This is a genomic window from Variovorax xiamenensis, from assembly GCF_050916385.1.
In the GTDB taxonomy this organism is placed as follows: Bacteria; Pseudomonadota; Gammaproteobacteria; order Burkholderiales; family Burkholderiaceae_C; genus Variovorax.
Genome location: NZ_CP139038.1, coordinates 313,681 through 333,605, shown reverse-complemented (window position 1 = coordinate 333,605; position 19,925 = coordinate 313,681). Strand labels below are relative to the sequence as shown.

Annotated in this window: 13 protein-coding genes; all 13 read right to left on the bottom strand. The window is 65.7% G+C overall.

All coding sequences use genetic code 11. The annotated features are described in order from the left end of the window. Positions 1-31 precede the first annotated feature (31 nt). Positions 32-2,359: a type VI secretion system Vgr family protein gene (locus tag SFB74_RS01445; RefSeq protein WP_432728883.1), complete on the bottom strand. Its 2,328-nt coding sequence runs from the start codon at positions 2,357-2,359 to the stop codon at positions 32-34. A 39-nt stretch (positions 2,360-2,398) separates the two neighbouring features. Continuing rightward, positions 2,399-4,732: a type VI secretion system Vgr family protein gene (locus SFB74_RS01440; RefSeq protein ID WP_432728882.1), complete on the bottom strand. Its 2,334-nt coding sequence runs from the start codon at positions 4,730-4,732 to the stop codon at positions 2,399-2,401. Positions 4,733-4,816: 84 nt separating this feature from the next. After that, positions 4,817-7,159: a type VI secretion system Vgr family protein gene (locus SFB74_RS01435; RefSeq protein WP_432728881.1), complete on the bottom strand. Its 2,343-nt coding sequence runs from the start codon at positions 7,157-7,159 to the stop codon at positions 4,817-4,819. A gap of 21 nt (positions 7,160-7,180) precedes the next feature. Continuing rightward, positions 7,181-9,919, bottom strand: a complete 2,739-nt coding sequence (gene tssH / locus SFB74_RS01430; RefSeq protein ID WP_432728880.1) for a type VI secretion system ATPase TssH — start codon at positions 9,917-9,919, stop codon at positions 7,181-7,183. A gap of 124 nt (positions 9,920-10,043) precedes the next feature. Beyond that, positions 10,044-11,279 carry a type VI secretion system baseplate subunit TssG gene (gene tssG, locus SFB74_RS01425; protein ID WP_432728879.1) on the bottom strand — a complete coding sequence of 412 codons (1,236 nt, stop codon included), beginning with the start codon at positions 11,277-11,279 and terminating at the stop codon, positions 10,044-10,046. Beyond that, positions 11,276-13,147: a type VI secretion system baseplate subunit TssF gene (gene tssF / locus SFB74_RS01420; RefSeq protein ID WP_432728878.1), complete on the bottom strand. Its 1,872-nt coding sequence runs from the start codon at positions 13,145-13,147 to the stop codon at positions 11,276-11,278. Before tssF ends, tssG begins: the two co-directional genes overlap by 4 nt. After that, positions 13,147-13,674: a type VI secretion system baseplate subunit TssE gene (gene tssE / locus SFB74_RS01415; RefSeq protein WP_126022556.1), complete on the bottom strand. Its 528-nt coding sequence runs from the start codon at positions 13,672-13,674 to the stop codon at positions 13,147-13,149. The genes tssF and tssE overlap by 1 nt, the downstream gene beginning before the upstream one ends. A gap of 8 nt (positions 13,675-13,682) precedes the next feature. Next, positions 13,683-14,546: a type VI secretion system accessory protein TagJ gene (locus SFB74_RS01410; protein WP_432728877.1), complete on the bottom strand. Its 864-nt coding sequence runs from the start codon at positions 14,544-14,546 to the stop codon at positions 13,683-13,685. 137 nt (positions 14,547-14,683) lie between these two features. Further along, on the bottom strand, positions 14,684-15,166 hold the full coding sequence (locus SFB74_RS01405; protein WP_432728876.1) for an Hcp family type VI secretion system effector: 483 nt from the start codon (positions 15,164-15,166) through the stop codon (positions 14,684-14,686). 49 nt (positions 15,167-15,215) lie between these two features. Then, on the bottom strand, positions 15,216-16,724 hold the full coding sequence (tssC, locus tag SFB74_RS01400; RefSeq protein ID WP_432728875.1) for a type VI secretion system contractile sheath large subunit: 1,509 nt from the start codon (positions 16,722-16,724) through the stop codon (positions 15,216-15,218). A gap of 30 nt (positions 16,725-16,754) precedes the next feature. Continuing rightward, positions 16,755-17,324, bottom strand: a complete 570-nt coding sequence (gene tssB / locus SFB74_RS01395; protein ID WP_432728874.1) for a type VI secretion system contractile sheath small subunit — start codon at positions 17,322-17,324, stop codon at positions 16,755-16,757. Between the two features lie 84 nt (positions 17,325-17,408). Then, the gene (tssA, locus tag SFB74_RS01390) at positions 17,409-18,506 is read right to left on the bottom strand and encodes a type VI secretion system protein TssA (RefSeq protein WP_432728873.1); all 1,098 of its coding nucleotides are present in this window, start codon (positions 18,504-18,506) and stop codon (positions 17,409-17,411) included. A 152-nt stretch (positions 18,507-18,658) separates the two neighbouring features. Further along, a complete protein-coding gene (locus SFB74_RS01385) occupies positions 18,659-19,840 on the bottom strand; it encodes a fumarylacetoacetate hydrolase family protein (protein ID WP_432728872.1) in 1,182 nt (393 codons plus the stop codon). Positions 19,841-19,925 lie beyond the last annotated feature (85 nt).

Below are 19,925 nucleotides of genomic sequence, written 5' to 3'. Positions count from 1 at the left end.
TGCCGCTTTCCGGGGCCGGATCGCGCGCGTCTCATGTGTTGTTCTCCAGCCCGGTGCTGGTCGACTCGGTTCCGCCCGCGTTGGCTGTGACGACGCTCTTCTTCCTCTTCAGCGCTTTCAGCTTGGGCCTGTACTTGGCCTCCAGCCAGTTGACGCCGGAGATGTTCAAGAACAGGCTCTGGATCAGCCAGTTCACGCCTGAGAACTGCATCTTGTTGCCGTACCGGTCGAAACTCCAGGCATACGCGAGCGCCTGTCGCTTGGTGCCCTCCATCATCATTCTCTGCCACCAGTTGTCGGTGTCTCCCTTCATGACCTGGGTCGGGGTGTTGTAGGCGCTCACGGTTGCGTTGAGCTTGAAGTTCGTCACGTTGATCTCGGACGTGGTGCTGTTGTAGGTGATGTCCGGCGCGGTAACCGTCTTGGGCCCCGTGACCACAGTGTTGTCGGGGCCCAGCACGAGCTTGCCGTCGATGGCATTGACGATTTCCACTCGCCCCGCGCACGTGATTCGGATGTCGGCGCCGGTCACGAGGCGCAGTACCGCGCCGTTGACGGTCACGATCACGTCGCCGTTGACGGTCTCGTCGATGCCACCCGTGACGGTTCGCCGCTCGCCGCCGCTGATGGTCTCGATGGCGCCGCCGGTGATGGTGCGCGTCTCGCCATCAGACACGCGCTCGATCGCACCTCCCGTCACGGTGCGCGTCTCGCCGCCGTCGATGGTCTCCAGGGCACCCTCGGTGATATGACGCTCTTCGCCGGACTCGAAAGTGGAAGACTCATGGCCCTTGATCAACGTGGTGCGAGTGCCGCCGGTGGTGTGGATCTCGTCGGCCTCGACCTCGGTGTCGAGGTTGCGCTGCGCATGCAGCAGCACCTGCTCGGCCCCCATCATGTCATCGAACACGATGGCGTTGGCATCCGCGGGCGAACCGCCGGGGGTCGAGCGCGACACGATGCCGCTCTTCGTGGCTTCCGCCGGCAGGTCGAAGGGCGGCATGCGGTCGGTGTTGTAGAGGCGCCCGATCACAATGGGCCGGTCCACGCGTCCGCCGATGAAGTCGACCATCACTTCCTGACCCACACGCGGCACGTGCACCGTGCCGAAGCCGTCCCCGGCCCAGGCTTGCGATACACGCACCCAGGCCGAGCTGTCCTGGTTGGACTGGCCCTGCCGGTCCCACCGGAACTGCAGCTTCACGCGACCATACTCGTCGGTCCAGATTTCCTGTCCGTCGGGGCCGACCACGGTAGCGGTCTGGGGGCCGGTGGCTCGCGGCATGGGTGTGCCGCGCGGCGCACGGAAGGGCAAGGCCGCGGGCTGTGCCACGAAACCGAAACTGTAGCGGCCCCGGCCTTCGGCGCTCGCATAGCCGGCCTCGCGGAGGTCGTACGAAACCGAGACCAGCAGGTATTCGCGGTTGTCGGCATCGCGCGGCGCGCCCCGCATGGTGAATCGCCAGCCGGGCGCCATGCCGCGCACGGTGGCATGGCCATCGCTTCGCTCCGACAGGGCCTGAACCTCCTCGAGGCGCACGCGCGCGTAGTGCTCGCCTTGGCCGGGCGCTGCGTAATCGCCCATCCACTCGTACATGTCGTGGCCATCCTGGCTCGCACCGATCGGCAGCTGCCGCGCGCTGAACATGTCGGCCTTGGGCATGGTGAAGTTGAAGTCGCCCACGGCATAGCTGCCGGTGCGCAGCTCGGCGCTGGCCTGCCAGGCGTCGATGACCTCCAGATCGTCCTCCAAGGGGCGGTCGGCCGCAAAACAGTCGATGCAAGCGTAGTCGGGCAGTTCGTCGTGGCCGGAGATATCGTCGGCAAGCACCAGCGTATGCTGGTTCTTCTCGTGCTTGAAGTAGTAGTAGATGCCTTCAAGCTCCATCAACCTGCTGACGAAGGCGAAGTCTGTCTCGTTGAACTGGGCACAGTAGTCCCAGGCACGGTAGTCCGCGCAGAGCCGGTTCTCGAACACGAAGCCGTAGGCATCCAGCACCTCGGCAATGATCTGTACCGCGCTCTTGCCCTGGAAGACGCGGCTGTTGCTGGTGCGGGTGAGATACCACAGCCATGGGCGCACCACCGCGCGGTAGACCGTGTGGCGTGTCCTGCCGCCCTCGCGGCCGGCGACGGTGAAGCGCGCGACATGCCCGTGCAGGAAGCGCGGTGCGCCCGCGGTGCGTATCTCGAGTGCGAGCGGCTTGCCCAACAGGGACTTCGCATCGATCGAGGCATCGGTGCTCAGCAGTTCGACATCGAACTCGAAGAGCTGCGACAGCCCCTCGCTGCCGCGCATCGAGCGGAACAGCAGTTGGTCGTCACCCAGCGGGGTATGGGCGCGGACGATTCTGTCCATGGCAGCTTTCCTTTCCTGCGGCTTCGGCGGGTCGGCTCTTCACTTCCGGTTCGTGGCCTTGTTGAGGGTGAACTTGATTCCCCTCGGCTGCGCGATCTTCAATCCGAAGATGTGACGTTCCTTCGTGAGGGTCTTCATCGCGATGGGCGCGTCGATGATGAACTGGAGCGACCAGTTCGCGAAGACGACGTTGAGCATGGTGTTGGCCACCGAGAGCTGAACCTTGGCGCCGTAGACGTCGGTCGCCCGGAGGAAGATCCGGAATCGCTTGTAGGTGATGCCGTTCCACAGCTTGTAGAGCCAGGACTGGTCCGCGGCATTGCTGGTCTGGCTCGGAGTATTGAACACCGACACGTTCGCGTTCAGCGTGTAGTTGGTGGTGTTGATGATGTAGTTGGTGGCGTTGTAGGTCATCGTCGGCGCGGACACGGTCTTGGTGCCGGTCACCGTCGTCAGATGCGGCCCGATCACTAACTTGCCGTCGAGAGCATTGATGATCTCCAGCCGCCCGCTCCCCGTGATGCGGATGTCGGCACCCGTTACCAGCCGTACGACCGTGCCGTTGACCATCAGCAGGACGTCGCCGTTGACGGTCTCGACGATGCCGCCGTTCACCGTGCGGGTCTCCCCCCCCGTGATCGTCTCGGTCGCGCCACCCGTGATCGTGCGCTTCTCGCCGTCCGTCACCGTCTCCGTCGCGCCCCCAGTCACCGTGCGCTCCTCGCCACCGTCTATGGTCTCCACTGCGCCCGCCGTGATATGCCGCTCCTCGCCCGACTCATAGGTCGCCGACTCGTGCCCCTTGATCAGCGTCGTGCGCGTCGCTCCCGTCGTGTGCGTCTCGTCCGCCTCTACTTCCGTGTCCAGGTTGCGCTCCGCATGCAGCAGGATCTGCTCCGCACCCATCGCATCCTCGAACACCAGCGCATTCGCGTTCGCCGGCGAACCGCCCTTGCTCGAACGCGTCACCACCCCGCTCTTCGTCGCCTCGCCCGGCAGCGCGAACGGCGGCATCTGGTCGGCGTTGTACACGCGCCCCACGATCACCGGTCTGTCCACCCGGCCGCCGATGAAGTCCACCACCACCTCCTGCCCGATGCGCGGCGTGAACACTCCCCCAAACCTCTCCCCCGCCCAGATGTGCGACACCCGCACGAAGCGCGAGCTATTCTCGTTGCTCTGGCCATACCGGTCCCAGTGAAACTGCACCTTCACCCGACCGTATTCATCCGTCCAGATCTCCTCGCCTTCGGGCCCTACCACCGTCGCCGTCTGCGGTCCGCCCGTGCGCGGCAGCGGTGTCTGGCGCGGTGCGCGAAACGGCTTGTCCACCGGCTGCACGATAAAGTCGAAGTCGTAGTTGCCTTGCTGCGCACCGCTCGCATAGCCGCCTTCGCGCAGCACGTACGACACGGCGATCACGAGGTAATCCCGGTTGTCGTCGCCACGGGGTGCGTTGCGCAGGGCAAACGTGCCGCCTGGCGCCATGCCGCGCACCGTGGAGCGCCCCGCACCGCGCACCGCCAGCGATTGCGCCTCTTCCAGGCGCATGCGTGCATAGTGCTCGCCGTCGCCCGCGGAAGGGTAGTCGCCGAGCCATTCGTACATCTCGTGGTCGGCGTTGTCGTAGCCGCCAGGCTGGCTGCGCACGGTGATCAGATCGCCCTTGGGAGTGGTGAAGTTGTAGTCGTCCACCACGTAGCGCCCGCTTCGCAGGTCCTCGGCCGGCTGCCATTCGCGGATCACTTCCATGTCTTCGGTGATGTCACGGTCGACGGCGAAATGGTCGATGCAGTCGTAGTCGGGCAGCGGCTCGTGCGCGCTCTCGTCGTCGGCGAGCACCAACGTATGCCGGCCGTTCTCATGCTTGAAGTAGTAGTAGATGCCCTCGAGCTCCATGAGTCGGCTCACGAAGGCGAAGTCGCTCTCGTTGTACTGTGCGCAGTACTCCCACTGGCGGTAACTGCCGCAGAGCCTGTTCTCCAACGGAAAGCCGTAGCCGCCGAGCACTTCCTCGAGGATCTCCACCACTGTCCTGTTCTGGAAGATCTTGCAGTCGCTCGAACGCGTGAGGTACCACAACCACGGCCGCACCGAGGCCCGGTAGACGGTATGGCGCTCGGTGCCGCCTTCGCGGCCGACGGCGGAGAACTGCACCACATGGCCATCCAGGAATCGCGGCTTCTGGCCGGCGGTGAGGATCTCCAGCGTCAACGGCTTGCCCAGCATCGACCTGAGATCGACCGTCGGATTCCGGCTCAGGAGATCCACCTCGAACTCGTACAGCTGCGACAGGCCCTCCGTTCCACGCATCGAGCGGAACAGCAACTGGTCGTCCCCGAGAGGAGTGTGTGCGCGTACGACTCTGGCCATGAATGTGTCTCCTTGTGCTCTTTTCCTTCTCCTGCCCTTTTCCCGGAAGCCGACGAAAAGTTCTTCTTCGTCGCGTCCAACGCTTCAGTTACCGCGGACCCAGAACGCCCCGTAGGCCAGGCGCAAAGCGCCTTTCGACAGATGCTTGCCCACGATCTTCAGATCGGCGAACGCGATCTTCTTCTGCCAGATGTTCTCGTTGGAGTTGACCACCGCCATGTTGACGAAGATCCCGTTGAGCGAAGTGAAGGTCGTCACTGACAGCATTACCTTGATTGCGTAGATGTCGTAGGCCTGCGCCGTGAATTGGGACTTCTTCACCCATGACGCGTGATAGTTTTTCTCGCGCCAGTGGAAATGGTTGTCCGTATTCACCGTGTGGTCCGGCACGTTGTAGACGATCACGTCGGCATTCAACGTGTAGTTGCTCGTGTTGAGCGTGTAGTTGGTGGCGTTGTGCACGATCGTGGGCGCGTCCACGATCTTGGGACCAGTGACGACGGTCGTGTCGGGGCCGAGGACGATCTTCGTGTCGACGGCATTGACGATCTCGATGCGCCCTCCGCCCACGATGCGGATATCCGAGCCGCTCACGAGCCGGATCGTGCTGCCGTTCACCGTCAGCTGCACGCTGCCGTTGACGGTCTCGACGATGCCGCCGTTCACCGTGCGGGTCTCCCCCCCCGTGATCGTCTCGGTCGCGCCGCCCGTGATCGTGCGCTTCTCGCCGTCCGTCACCGTCTCCGTCGCGCCCCCAGTCACCGTGCGCTCCTCGCCACCGTCGATGGTCTCCACTGCCCCCGCCGTGATATGCCGCTCCTCGCCCGACTCGTAGGTCGCCGACTCGTGCCCCTTGATCAGCGTCGTGCGCGTCGCTCCCGTCGTGTGCGTCTCGTCCGCCTCTACTTCCGTGTCCAGGTTGCGCTCCGCATGCAGCAGGATCTGCTCCGCACCCATCGCATCCTCGAACACCAGCGCATTCGCGTTCGCCGGCGAACCGCCCTTGCTCGAACGCGTCACCACCCCGCTCTTCGTCGCCTCGCCCGGCAGCGCGAACGGCGGCATCTGGTCGGCGTTGTACACGCGCCCCACGATCACCGGTCGGTCCACCCGGCCGCCGATGAAGTCCACCACCACCTCCTGCCCGATGCGCGGCGTGAACACTCCCCCGAACCTCTCCCCCGCCCAGATGTGCGACACCCGCACGAAGCGCGAGCTGTTCTCGTTGCTCTGGCCATACCGGTCCCAGTGAAACTGCACCTTCACCCGACCGTATTCATCCGTCCAGATCTCCTCGCCTTCGGGGCCTACCACCGTCGCCGTCTGCGGTCCGCCCATGCGCGGCAGCGGTGTCTGACGCGGTGCCCTGAACGGCAGCGCTGTAGGTTGCACCACGAAGTTGAAATCGTATTCACCCGGCTCAGCACCGCTCGCATAGCCGCCTTCGCGCAAGCCGTACGAAACGGCAACGACCAAGTGTTCCTGGTCGTCCTCTCCGCGCGGCGAATTGCGCATATTGAACCTGTAGCCTGGCGCCATGCCGCGTACGGTGGCATGGCCCGCACTGCGCTGCGCGAGGGCCTGTACTTCTTCCAGCCGCACGCGCGCGTAGTGCTCACCGTCGCCGGGCGACGGATAGTCGCCGAGCCATTCGTATATCTCGTGGTCGGCGTGGTCGTGCTGCCTCGGCTGGGCGCGCACGTTCGAAAGGTCGCCCTTCGGCGTGGTGAAGTTGAAGTCGTTGACGGTGTAGCTGCCCGAGCGGATCTCTTCGCTGGGCTGCCATTCGCGGATGACCTCCAGATCCTCGCTGATGTCTCGGTCTGCCGCGAAGTAGTCGACGGTCTCGTACCCCGGCATCGGCTCGTGCGCGCTGAGGTCGTCGGCCAGCACCAGCGTGTGCTGATTCCTGTCGTGCTTGAAGTAGTAGTAGATGCCTTCGAGTTCCATGAGACGGCTCACGAAGGCGAAGTCGCTCTCGTTGTACTGCACGCAGTACTCCCACTGACGGTAGTTCTCGCAGAGCTTGTTCTCATAGGCGAAGCCGTAGTCGGAGAACACCTCCTCGATGACTTCGACCACCGACTTGTCCTGGAAGATCTTGTTGTCGCTCGAACGCGTCAGGTACCAGAGCCACGGGCGCACAGTGGCGCGGTAGACCGTGTGGCGCGAGGTGCCGCCCTCACGTCCTGCCGCCGCAAAACGCACTATCTGGCCATTGAGAAAGCGCGGTGAACCGGCCACGGCCGTCTGGATCTCGAGCACCAGCGGCTTGCCGAGCATCGACTTGAGGTCGATGCCGGCATCGGGACTCAGCAGGTCGACTTCAAACTCGAACAGCTGCGACAACCCTTCCGTGCCACGCATCGAGCGAAACAGCAGCTGGCTTTCATCCAGCGGTGTGTGGGCTCGAACGACTCTGGCCATGGGGTTGTCTCCTTGTACTTCTCAGGCTTCGGAAAACTCGTAGCGGAAGTCGTCGCCCGCGGCGCTCAACTGCACGCCGCTCAGCTTGCGCGCACTGACCGTGGCGCCGATGACTTCCTCGCTCAGCCGCGGAAGGATCGTGTGCGTGAGGATCGCGTCGATCATCCGGCCGCCCGATTCGATGGCGGTGCAACGGCGCGCGACGAGTTCGACGGCGCTGTCGTCGTAGGCCAGTGCGATGCCGTGGTTCGCCTGGAGGCGTGTCGCGATGCGATCGAGCTGAAGGCGGATGATGCGGTGCAATGCCTCAGCATGCAACGGGTAATAAGGCACTACAACGAGGCGGCCGAGCAGCGCGGGCGCGAACACCTTGAGCAGCGGTTCGCGCAAGGCGGCGGCCAGCGGCTCGGGGTCGGGGCGCAGGGTCGGGTCTTCGCACAGCTGCATGACCAGGTCGGTGCCGACGTTGGAGGTCATGATGATCACGGTGTTGCGGAAGTCGATGTGGCGGCCTTCGCCGTCTTCCATCCAGCCCTTGTCGAAGACCTGGAAGAAGATCTCGTGCACGTCGGTGTGCGCCTTCTCGATCTCGTCGAGCAGCACAACGCTGTAGGGCCTGCGGCGCACGGCCTCGGTGAGCACGCCGCCTTCGCCATAACCCACGTAGCCGGGCGGCGCGCCCTTCAGCGTGGAGACGGTGTGCGACTCCTGGAACTCGCTCATGTTGATGGTGACGAGGTTCTGCTCGCCGCCGTACAGCGCTTCGGAGAGCGCGAGCGCCGTCTCGGTCTTGCCGACACCCGAAGGGCCGCACAGCAGGAACACGCCGACGGGCTTGTTGGGGTTGTCCAGCCGTGCCCGCGCGGTGCGGATGCGGCGGGAGATGGTCTCCAGCGCATCGGGCTGCGCGACCACACGGGCCGAGAGGATCTCGCCGAGCTTGAGCACCGACTGCGCGTCGTCGCGCACCATGCGGCCGATGGGAATGCCGGTCCAGTCGGCCACCACGGTGGCGACGGCCTGTGCATCGACGGCCGCGAGGATGAGCGGCGATTCGCCCTGCAGCTGCGAGAGCTTGTCCTGCGCCTCGTTGAGTTCCGCGCGGATCTCGTCGGGCGTGCGCTGCGGTTCGACGGGAGGCGTGTCGGGGTCCACGTCGACGTTCGCTGCTTCGACATCGTCGGCGTCCGATGCCTCTGCCTGCGTCTGCGGCACGGCCGCCGGCGAGAGCTGCTTGCGCAGCGCCACGATGCGCTCGACCAGCGCGCTTTCTTCCACGCGACGCTTCTCCAGCACCTCGAGCTCGACCTTCGCCTGCGCGACCTGCGCCGCGATGTCTTCCACGCGCTGGTGTTCGCCCACGCCGATGGCAGCCTCGCGTCCCGCGATGCCCGACTCGATGCCCAGCACCTCGATTCGGCGCTGCAGGTCTTCGATGGCGGCTGGCAGCGCATGCTGGCTCAGCGCGACGCGCGCGCATGCCGTGTCGAGCAGGCTCACGGCCTTGTCGGGCAGTTGGCGCGCGGGAATGTAGCGGTGCGACAGGCTCACGGCCGCTTCGAGCGCAGCGTCGAGGATGAGCACGCCATGGTGCTTCTCGAGCTCCGCCGAGATGCCGCGCAGCATCAGCACCGCCTTGGGCTCGGTGGGCTCGTGCACCTGGATGGTCTGGAAGCGCCGCGTGAGCGCCGGATCCTTCTCGATGTACTTCTTGTACTCCGACCAGGTGGTCGCGCCGATGGTGCGCAGCCGCCCGCGCGCGAGCGCCGGCTTGAGCAGGTTGGCCGCGTCGCCGGTACCGGCCTGGCCGCCCGCGCCCACCAGCGTATGCACTTCGTCGACGAAAAGCACGATGGGCTTGGGGCTCTTCTCGACTTCGTCGATCACCTGGCGCAGCCGCTGTTCGAATTCGCCCTTCACGCCAGCGCCGGCCTGCAGCAGCGTGGGGTCGAGCACCCACAGCGACACGTCCTTCAGCGAAGGCGGCACGTCGCCTGACGCAAGGCGCGAGGCAAGGCCTTCGACCACCGCCGTCTTGCCGACGCCGGCCTCGCCGGTCAGCAGCGGGTTGTTCTGGCGGCGGCGCATCAGGATGTCGATGATCTGGCGGATCTCGTCGTCGCGGCCATAGACCGGGTCGAGTTCGCCGGCGCGCGCCTTGGCGGTGAGGTCGCTCGCGTACTTGGCGAGCGCGGAGCCGCCCGCGGCGGGGCCGTCGCCCTGGTGATGCGCCGCGGCTGGTGCTCCGGCGGCAGCGCCGGCTGGAGCTGCGTCGAAGTCGTCCTCGGGCGAGCCTTCGGTCCAAGAGGCCAGCTGCGCCACCAGCACGTCGGGCACGATCTTGTCGAACTCGCGCGAGATGCCCGAGAGCACCTGCCGCAGCCCTGGCGTCTTGATGATGCCCGCGAGCAGATAGGCGCCGCGGATCGAGGTGGCCTCGAAGCGCAGGCTTGCATAGACCCATGCGCGCTCGACGGCGTTGTCGACGTGCTCGGAGATGTCGCTGATCGAGGTGGCGCCGTGCGGCAGCCGGTCGAGCGCACGCACGAGGTCTTGCTCGACCGCATCGAGGTTGAGCCCCGCGCGCTTGATGATGCGCAGCATGTCGCTGTCCTGCTGCTGCAGGATCTGGTGCAGCCAGTGCACCAGCTCGACGTAGGCGTTGCCGCGCAGCTTGGCGAAGGCGGTGGCGGTCTCCAATGCCTTGTAGAGCATCGGATTGAGCTTGGAGAACAGAGAGACGCGGCGAATGTCGGTCATAGGTTTGAACTAACCCCCAGTCCTCGCGCACTTCGTGTCGCTACGCCAACCCCCTTGCAGGGGGCAACACCGGCGGCCCGGCAAAGCCGGTTCCACGGTGTTTCCCGAAAGGACCGTGATGCGGTCATGTCGTGGGCATCTCGCGCGATTTCGCGGAAGACCGGGTAAGGGATGCATCGGTAGGAGCCGCCGATGCGGAACGGGAAAACAATGCTTCGGGCTGGAAGAGCATGTCGCCAGCGTCGGTGTCCGAGAGGCGCGTGCCGAGCCAGCTGCCCCAGCCCAGTCGCTGGTTGCTGTTGAGCTGCATGCCATGCGCGTCCTCTTTCTTGAGCACGAGCCGCAGCTCCCACGCGAACTCGATGCCGACGTACTGGCGCACCCAGTCGACCACCTGCTGCAGCCGCTTGCTGCCCGGCAGGAACTGGCGGTATTCCTCCTGCGAGAGCGGCCCGAGTTCGAGGCGGAACTTGCTCTGCGCGTCGCGCACGGCCAGCCCGATGGTGGCGCCGCCGCCGAGACGGTGGTTGCGCCCGAGCAGGCCGATGCGGCTGACCTGGCGCTCGTCGATCATCACCCAGTCGCTCACGAACTCCTCGATGCGCACGGGCACGTCGAAGTAGAGCCGCAGGATCTGGATCAGTCCCTCGGGGTTGCGCGTCTGGCGCACGAGGTGCCCCGCCATGAAGGTGCGCGCATGGTCGGCGATGCGGTCGCGCTCCTTGAGGCCGGGCTGCCCCATGTTCATGAGACTCGCGACGTAATCGACGAAGCGGTGGCCGTCGGTGCGGTCCAGGCTGTTGACCGACTGCGCATCGGCCCAGGCCCGGTAGAACAGCAGGATGAGCCTGTGGTGGAACAGGTCCGCGAACGCGCTGATGGTGTTGTCGGAGTGATGCCGCTTGCGCTCGCGCGCGTACTCCGTCAGGTGCAGCGGCAGCGGTCCGTTGGGTCCGAAAAGGCCGAAGCCGTAGATCGAGATGCGGGGCGGACCGTCGCCATCGGCCTCGACGCCCGACACGTTCGAGGGCGCGAAGGCCATCGAGGGCTCCTGCCCGAGGCGCAGCGGCTCATCGAGCGGGCGCGGCGCGCGGCCCAGCAGCGGATGGTCGTCATGCGCGTCGAGGCGGCGCAGCAGCATGAAGAGGTCATGCTCGAAGGGTTGCTCGAGCAGCCTGGCCCAGAGCACCGGGTCGGCCTGCGGAATGCCGCGCGCGGGCGCCTGCGCGCCTTGCCCTGCCTCGCGAGCGGCGATGGTTCCAGCCGCGTCCAGCAAGGCTTCGTCCGCATGACCGGCCGGCAAGGCTTCTTGCTGCTCTTGGTGCTGCTGCACCGCGTCGGTGAAGCCGGTTTCGCTCATACGGCTGGGCGGCGTCCCACGCGCGGGGTCCAGCGCGCGATTTCGCCGCGCTGGAGGCTGGCCAGCGCGAATTCGGTGAACGCGTTGAGCGACACGTGGCGGCTGAAGAACTGCTCCAGCACCGCGCCGAAGAGATACGGGCTCGCGCCGGAGAACGCGACCTCGTCGATCTTCAGCGCGATCTCAACACCGCGCCCAAACACGATCGGGCCGGGCTCAGGCAGGCGGCGGAACACCGGCGCCAGAGCCATCGAGCGCACGCCCTGTATCTGGCGGCGCACCGAAGGGTCGGCGAGGTTGCCATACAGGTCGAGCATTTCGCGCAGCGCGGCAGCGCCCTGCGTCGGGTCGACGTCGGTGAGGCTCAGGTAGTTGAGCCCCAGGTGACTGATGAGGCGCCACGTGAGCGCGCCCTCGGCCAGCGCCGGGTAAGGCCGCGAGGGCCCACGCAGGATTCGGATGGAGCGCACCGGAGCGGACACGCGCAGCGTGAAGTCGGATTCGAGCCCGGTCGGCAGCAGCAGCGGCAGGTCGCGGTTGGTGCACAGCGCATCGAGCGTGATGTGGCGCAGGCTGTGCGGAAACGGCGCGTCGTGCTGGTCGACGAGCGACACGTAGACCTCGCTGCCGGTGTAGCTGGTGCGCGTGCCCTGGGCGCGCGCGCGGTCCGACACGAGGCGCGGCTCGCGGCGCAGCGAGAAGTAGGCGCCGAAGTCGCCGTCGTCCGCCGCGAAGGAACCGAGGAAGGGCCTGAACTCGCGCTCTTCCGAGCCGTTGGCCATGTGGCCGGTGACGCGCTCGACGGTGAAGATCTCGAAGTCGCGCGGCCGCGTGCGGTCGATCACCGCGTGATGCTCGTGCTGGCCCGGCCCCACCGGAATGCGGTCGCTGCGGCGCGGCACGAGGTTGATGATGGGCGTGCAGAACAGCGAGAAGTGCTTGGCATCCACCAGCCGCTCGAGGTCGGCGTCGGCACGGTCGAGCAGGATCACGATCTCCATCGTGGTGCCGCTCATGGCCGCGGCCGCCGCGCGCAGCTTGTTCACGCTGAAGAACAGGTAGCGATCAGGAAAGGCGAAGTACTCGTGCAGCAGGCGGTAGCCCTGGAACGAGCGCGCGTCGTAGGGCAGCAGCGCCTGGTCGGGCTCGAAGCCCTCGTGCCTGATGGCCTCGTCGCCCAGCGGCACGATGCGCGCCGTGGTGCCCGGTCCGCTGCGGCACACCACGCCGACGCCGTGGTGCGTGGCGAGCTCGAGCACGCGCAGCGCGTGCAGCTCTGCACCCGAGAGAAAGAATTCGAGCCGGTCGAGCGGCATGTCGGCAAAGCGCGCGCCGCCGACCGCCTCGAGCTTGATGGTGATGGCGCTTTTTGCCTGCCGCGCGACCATGGGCATCGCATGCGCGATCTCGGCCGGCACCGGCCCGATGCCGGCCTCGGCGATGCGGATGGGCCACAGCGTGACGGCATGGCCCGTGCGGAACTCGCAGGCCGTCTGCTCGCCCTTGATCATGCGGCCGCGCAGGATGGTGTGGCGCGGCAGTTCGTAGCCGGCCTTCAGCGAGCCTTCGTTGAGGTTGCCGTCGATCTGCACCACGGCCATGGCGGGCAGCGGCGCGAGGAAGTTGGGGTACACGACCTCGAGCAGCCGCTGCGAGAAACGCGGAAACTCGGCATCCATCTTGAGCTGGATGCGCGCGGTGAGAAAGCTGAAGCCTTCGAGCAGGCGCTCCACATACGGATCGCTGACCTCGATACCGCGCATGCCGAGGCGGCCCGCGATCTTCGGATAGCGCTGCGCGAACTCGGCCCCGAGCTCGTGCATGTAGGTGAGCTCACGGTTGTAGTAGTCGAGCAGCCGTGCGTCCATCAGAGGCCTCCGGTGGGCCGAAGAACCATGTGGCCGCTTTCGAGGTCGAGCTCGGAGCGCAGGATGAATTCGATGGGGTACGGCACCGACCAAAGCGTGCCGCGAATCTCCAGCGCGAGCAGGTTGTGGTGTTCGAGATCGGTGGCGTCGGTCACGCAGCGCACGTCGATGCTGTCTTTCATGATGCGCGGCTCGAAGTCGATGATGGCCGCGCGGATGGCCGCCTCGACGTCCGCGAAGTCGACCTCCGACATGCGCCCGCCGGCCCAGCCACGAACGCCGAAGTTCAGCACCGAGCGGCGCGCGCGCGGCATGGTGTTGATGTTGTGCTCGGCGCCGAAGTTGGTGGTGTTGAGCAGCCACTGCAGGTCGCGCAGCACCGAGTCGCGCAGCAGCCTGCCGCTCATGAGGAAGGCACCCGCGCGCTCCTGCCGGGTCTGCGGCGCCTTGTCGGTGAGGCGGTCGAGCAGCACCGGCTGCAGGCGGTCGCGCGCGACGCTTTCCTGCTGGTCGCCGTCGGTGTCCATCATTCCGCTCATCCGGCGCCGCCCTCGCGCGAGAACTCGATGAGACGCAGGTCGAGCAGCGAATGGTCGCCGGCCTCGCTGATCAGGGTGCGCTGGCCCAGGCCGGCGTACTGCTCTTCGCCGGGCAGCGGCAGCCAGTCGGTGCGGCGGCCCAGCGCGGCCTCGTCGTCGAGGCCTTCGAGCTGGCCCGGATAGCGCACCGGCACCAGGCCGTTGAGCGCGCGACCGTCATGCAGCTCGAATTCGGTGGGAGCCCACAGCAGGTCGACGAGGTGCTGCGGCCGGGAGAACTTGGCACGGCGCACCTCGGTCAGCGGCAGCCATGCGTAGCCCGAAGGCGTGAGCAGTTCGAACACGGTGCCGATGCGCACGTCGCCGTCGCAGAGCCATTCGAAATCGCTGTGCTGCACCGGCTCGCCGTCGAGCGCCTGCACGGCGCGCGAATCGGAACGGTCCACGCTGGTGAGCTTGCCGCGCAAGGCGGGCGCGGCCTGCCGCGCGTTCTCGCGCAGGGCCGCGGCCTCTTCGGCGCGATCTGCCGGCAAGGCTGCCGCGGCGATCAGTTGCTCGACCCATTCGGCGTTGCCGCCGACGATGGCCGGAGCGCGCCCGCCCGACCAGAAGTCGCTGCGGTGGCGTTCGCCCGAAAGCGCCATCGAACAGGTGACGCTGGCGGGTGTGAAAGTCGGGTCCAGCTTGGTGGCGAGCTTGAGCTGGTCTTCGGCCCGCTGCCACTCTCCGCGCAACGCGAGGAAGTGGCACAAGGCAAGACGCAAGCCTGCATTCTGGGGATTGGCGCGGATCTGCCGCTGTACCCATTCGGTGTGCTCGGCCACTGAGCGCTCGCCCAGTACTGCAAACCCATCGCCCATGAAGCTTCCTCGCTGACTGGCTGGCACGCGGCGCGAACGTTGTCGGGAAGGCCGCTGTGCGAAGGACGGCCGTGGAGGCCGTCGGGAAAAACGTCGCGGCCGGCCCGAAAGGCCGGCCGCGCATCGGGAAAAGGAGATCAGGACTCCCTGTTTTCCTTGATGTTCCAGGCCAGAACCGTCTCGGCGCCCTTGCCGCCCTTGTCGGTCTGTTCCCAGTACTGCTGCTTCACCTTCGCGGCCTGGAAGGCGTACTGCACGAACACGGCGTCAGAACCCTGTTCGGCCGTGTACTGCACCGACGTCACCAGCACTTCTTCGAGCGTCACGCGTGTGTATTCGATCTGCGAGCCCCCCGCCTTGCACACCGATACCTCCACCTTGCTCAGGTGCTTGCCGCTGGCGCAGTTCTTCATGACGGACGGAGCCGCCTTGTCGATGCGCGCCAGAACCTGCAGGTCGTTGAAGCTGGCCTTGCCAACGCCACCGCCACCACCGCTGACCATGTTGCCAGGCTGCGTTGCTCCCCACGCAAACGACTTGATGTCCGACCATTCCTTGTGGTTCGAGTCCTTCGATTCGCCGTTCGCGCCTTCAACGCGCATGAACATGTCTACTGCCATGATTTAAACCCCCAGAGTTATTTGCGCCCGATTCCGGAACGCCGTTGGATTAGCTGCTGTCCTTCTTGTTGGATGGCAGCTTCGAAACCAGCCGCAACGACACCGTCAGCCCTTCGAGCTGATAGTGCGGCCGGAGAAAAAACTTGGCGGCGTAGTAGCCGGGGTTGTCCTCGATGGCTTCCACCTGGACTTCCGCTGCCGCCAGCGGCTTCATTGCCTTCGTGTCCTGCGACGAGGTGCCTGGGCTGCCGTCGACGTAGTTCATGATCCAGTCGTTGAGCCAGCGCTCCATGTCCTCGCGCTCGCGGAACGAGCCGATCTTGTCGCGGACGATGCACTTCAGGTAGTGCGCGAAGCGGCAGCATGCGAACAGGTACGGCAGGCGCGCCGCGAGGTTCGCGTTGGCCGTGGCGTCGGCGTCGTAGTACTCGGCCGGCAGCTGCAGCGACTGCGCGCCGATGAAGGCCGCGAAGTCGGAGTTCTTGCGGTGCACCAGCGGCATGAAGCCGTTCTTGGCGAGCTCGGCCTCGCGGCGGTCGCTGATGGCGATTTCGGTCGGGCACTTCATGTCCACGCCGCCATCGTCGGTCGGGAAGGTGTGCGTGGGCAGGTTCTCGACCGCGCCGCCCGATTCGACGCCGCGGATGGAGGTGCACCAGCCGTACTGCTTGAACGAGCGGTTGATGTTCACGCCCATCGCATAGGCCGAGTTGGCCCAGGTGTAGCGGTTGTGCGCGGCCGAATCGGTCTCTTCCTCGAACTCGAATTCGTCGACCGGATTCGTGCGGGCACCGTACGGCAGGCGAGCCAGGAAGCGCGGCATGGCCAGGCCGATGTAGCGCGCGTCTTCCGAGTCGCGCAGCGAGCGCCATGCGGTGTGCTCGGTGTTCTGGAAGATCTTGGTCAGGTCGCGCGGGTTCGACAGTTCCTGCCACGAGTCCATCTGCATCACCGTGGGCGATGCGCCCGCGATGAAGGGGCAGTGCGCGGCCGCGGCGATCTTGGCCATTTCGCCGAGCATCTCGACGTCGGGCGGGCTGTGGTCGAAGTGGAAGTCGCCGATCAGCGCGCCGAAGGGCTCGCCGCCGAACTGGCCGTACTCGGCTTCATAGATCTTCTTGAACAGCGGGCTCTGGTCCCAGCCGATGCCCTTGTGGCGCTTGAGCGAGCGCGCGACTTCGCGCTTGGAGGCGCACATCACGCGGATCTTGAGCTGCTCGTCGGTCTCGGTGTTGTTCACCAGATAGTGCAGGCCGCGCCATGCGCCTTCGAGCTGCTGGAAGTCCTCGTGATGCAGGATCTGGTTGATCTGCTCGGAGAGCTTGCGGTCGATCTCGGTAATGATGGCCTGCACCGAGCGGTAGGCATCGTTGGAGATGGTGACCGTGTTCTCCAGCGCCTGCACGGCCAGCGTCTTGACGGCGTTTTCCACGGCCTCGCGGGCCTGGTCGGTCTTGGGCTTGAACTCGCGCTGCAGCAGGTTCGAGAACTCGTTCGGCTCCAGCGTTTCCACGGAGGCCGGTGCGCGCGCGGTGGTCTGTTTGGGGGCGGTGCTCATGATGGTGGCGGTCCTTGCTGCTGCTCGCGCTTATTCGGAAGACGTGCCGGGCGTGCCGGCCTTTTCGTTCGCGGCTTCCACCGCCTTTGCAACGGCAGGGTTCGGTGCCGACGCCAGCGACTTCAGCAGTGCCGGGTTCTGCAGTGCCTGCGCGATCAGCTGTTCCGCGCCGTTCTTGCCGTCCATGTACGACAGCAGGTTCGACAGCTCGGTGCGGGCTTCGAGCAGCTGCTGCAGCGCGTCGACCTGGCGGGCGATGCGTGCGGGCGAGAAGTCGTCCATGCTGTCGAAGGTGATGTCGACGTTCATCTGGCCGTCGCCGGTGAGCGTATTGGGCACCTGGAAGGCAACGCGCGGCTTGATGGCCTTCATGCGCTCGTCGAAGTTGTCGATGTCCACCGCCATGAACTCGCGCTCGGCGAGGTCGGGCATCGGGTCGATCTGCTTGCCCGCGAGGTCGGCGATGACGCCCATCACGAAGGGCAGCTGGATCTTGCGTTCGCTGCCGTAGATCTCGACGTCGTACTCGATCTGCACACGCGGTGCGCGATTGCGCGCGATGAACTTCTGACCACTGTTTCTGACACGGTTGTCTGCCATAAGCTTCCTCTTGAATCTGTAATGCGTGTGGGTACGACCCCGACCGGCCTCCCGGCTCGCGGGGCCCGCAACGGCCTCCGCCTGCTACTCCGTGCTGCCCCCGTTCAACGGACGTCCTGCAAGGCTCTCAATCTTCTGCAATCCCTCTGGCACGAGCTCTTCGATGATCTGGAAGAAGTTGAGGTCCAGCAGCCGCTGCGCTCTGCGTATGAGCATGGGCGCCGGATGACTGGGCTCCGTGCGTTCCATGAACTGGCAAGCCTTTTCGAGCAACACCTGCACATCTTCACGGCTCGATATTTCAATATCCTTAATAAGTACCTGACGTAGGCCGGTACCGCCATTTGCTGCAGTACCGCCGGCGGCACCATTCGCCACGACCCCGCCGTCGCCACTGCCTTGCGGTTCGGCTCCGGAGTGGGCTTCGCCTGCCGCCGCCTCCTCGACCTGCGCCTGCTCGGGCAACAGTTGGGCAACAGTGCGCAGCGAGCGTTCGAGCCGCGAGAAGTCGGGCGCCCAGCTCTGTCCGAGAGCGCGCTCGCAGGTCTCGCGAATGCGCTGCAGCAACTCCAGCGCCGCGCGCAACGCCACCACCGGAGGCGCCGCCTTCTCCTGCGCGCGCCGCACCGTGTCCTTCAGCCGGCCGATACCGCCCGGGTAATCGATCTGATGGTCGGTCTTGCTCGAATCGAGCAAGGCCTCGACCTGGCGCAGGTTCATCGATGCGCCACCGTCGTCGAGCAGCCGCGCATCGCGCACGCTGCGTCCGAGTCCTTCGGCTTCGGCCAGTGCAGCCAGCGCATTCATGCGCGGCAGCGGGTCTTCGAAGCCGTCGTCGACAACGCGCGGATGCACGTCGTCCCAGAATTTCTGAAGCACAACGTCGACGAGCTGCAGGCCCTCCACATAACCGGGCAGGCCGCGGTTCTCGGTCCAGGCCAGAGTGAGAGGCACCAGCACGCGCAGGTCTCGCGTGCGCGTGCAAAGCTGCTTCGCGATGCGCTCCACGCGGGCCCAGTCGGGCGGCTCGGCGGGAATGATCGTCGAGCCGAACTGCTGCTCGCGCTTGCCCGCTGTCGCCTGATGCAACGCCATGAAATCGGGGTCGTATTCCAGGTCTTCACCGCAAGGTTGCGGGCCTTCCACGGGCTCCTGCAATAGATCGATCTCGCTCTGCGCCAACCTCTACTCCCCTCGTTCAAACGTTTCTTAACAGCAGCAATCTTGAGGGGAACAAGTGATGCGGTCAACAGCAACAGATTGCAACACGACGCGTATGAATTACTAAGGAGTACACCCCTTTTCGAAACTCAAACGGAACGTCTACATGCCGATCACAGCAAACCGCGCGCGGCGAGATTGCGCATCAACGCACTGATACCAAAAGTCCACATCGGTGCCTTGTCCGCATGTACTACGCGATTGACCAGTGCACCAAGTTCCGGTGCGGCAATGCGCACGCGGTCTCCCACAACATGCGTGAATCCTTGCCCAGGCCCATGACGATCTTGTGTCGGCGCGAACATCGTTCCGAGAAACAACATGAAGCCGTCCGGATAAGCGTGATTTTTTCCTACCGTCTGCGCCACGAGGTCGAGCGGATCGCGGCTGATCTTCGACAGCGAACTCGACCCCTCCAGCATGAAGCCCTCGGGCCCCGTCACCTCCAGTCCGACGGTGATGCGCCGCACGTCCGCAATACCGAAGTGTTCATCGAACAAGCGGATGAAAGGCCCGATCGCGCAGGAGGCGTTGTTGTCCTTCGCCTTGCCCAGCAGCAGCGCACTGCGGCCTTCGAAGTCACGAAGGTTGACGTCGTTGCCCAACGCCGCGCCCAGAGTCTGGCCACGACTGTTGACGGCGAGCACGACCTCCGGCTCGGGGTTGTTCCACACCGAGCCCGGATGAATGCCGACGTCCGCGCCGGTGCCGACGGCCGAAAGCACCGGGGCCTTGGTGAAGATCTCGGCGTCGGGGCCGATGCCCACCTCCAGGTACTGCGACCACGCACCCTGCGCGATCAGCACTTCCTTGACCTTCATGGCCTCGGGCGAGCCCGGCACGATGTCCGCGAGGTTGTCGCCGAGCACGCTGCCGATGGCCGCGCGCGTGGCCTCGGCCTTCGATGCATCGCCGCGCGCCTGTTCCTCGATCACGCGTTCGAGCAGGCTCGCAACAAATGTGACTCCGCTTGCCTTGATGGCCTGCAGGTCGCACGGCGCGAGAAGCCATGGCTTGCCCGTGTCGCGCGCGGTCTCGTCGCTGTTGGCAAGAGCCTCGTCGAGCGAAGCGATGCGCGGTGCATTCTTCAACGCGCCCCGAACCGCTTCTGCAGGCGGCGTGTTGCCCTCGAGAAGATCGCTCATCGTGGGCGCAAGCTTCGACAGGTCGTGCAGGCCACCTTCGTGAACTGCCACCAGCACGGGGCCCACGCCGGGTTGCCACAAGCGTCCAACGAGGGTGGCGCGTCCGGCGTCGCTGGGCAGGCAGGAAGAAGTCGAAAGATCGAGCGGCATGGCGTGGTGTCTCCGTGATGAATGTGGCTGCTACGTTGCATCGTAGCGGCGCACGGAGAAAACAGGCTGCGCGGCCGGCTCGACC

What these genes read in the sequence shown, in the direction of transcription:
- tssF (WP_432728878.1), bottom strand. Translation starts at nt 13,147, where the DNA reads ATGGACGCACGGCTGCTCGACTACTACAACCGTGAGCTCACCTACATG.
- SFB74_RS01410 (WP_432728877.1), bottom strand. Translation starts at nt 14,546, where the DNA reads ATGGGCGATGGGTTTGCAGTACTGGGCGAGCGCTCAGTGGCCGAGCAC.
- SFB74_RS01385 (WP_432728872.1), bottom strand. Translation starts at nt 19,840, where the DNA reads ATGCCGCTCGATCTTTCGACTTCTTCCTGCCTGCCCAGCGACGCCGGA.
- SFB74_RS01405 (WP_432728876.1), bottom strand. Translation starts at nt 15,166, where the DNA reads ATGGCAGTAGACATGTTCATGCGCGTTGAAGGCGCGAACGGCGAATCG.
- tssC (WP_432728875.1), bottom strand. Translation starts at nt 16,724, where the DNA reads ATGAGCACCGCCCCCAAACAGACCACCGCGCGCGCACCGGCCTCCGTG.
- tssG (WP_432728879.1), bottom strand. Translation starts at nt 11,279, where the DNA reads ATGAGCGAAACCGGCTTCACCGACGCGGTGCAGCAGCACCAAGAGCAG.
- SFB74_RS01440 (WP_432728882.1), bottom strand. Translation starts at nt 4,732, where the DNA reads ATGGCCAGAGTCGTACGCGCACACACTCCTCTCGGGGACGACCAGTTG.
- SFB74_RS01445 (WP_432728883.1), bottom strand. Translation starts at nt 2,359, where the DNA reads ATGGACAGAATCGTCCGCGCCCATACCCCGCTGGGTGACGACCAACTG.
- tssH (WP_432728880.1), bottom strand. Translation starts at nt 9,919, where the DNA reads ATGACCGACATTCGCCGCGTCTCTCTGTTCTCCAAGCTCAATCCGATG.
- tssB (WP_432728874.1), bottom strand. Translation starts at nt 17,324, where the DNA reads ATGGCAGACAACCGTGTCAGAAACAGTGGTCAGAAGTTCATCGCGCGC.
- SFB74_RS01435 (WP_432728881.1), bottom strand. Translation starts at nt 7,159, where the DNA reads ATGGCCAGAGTCGTTCGAGCCCACACACCGCTGGATGAAAGCCAGCTG.
- tssE (WP_126022556.1), bottom strand. Translation starts at nt 13,674, where the DNA reads ATGGACACCGACGGCGACCAGCAGGAAAGCGTCGCGCGCGACCGCCTG.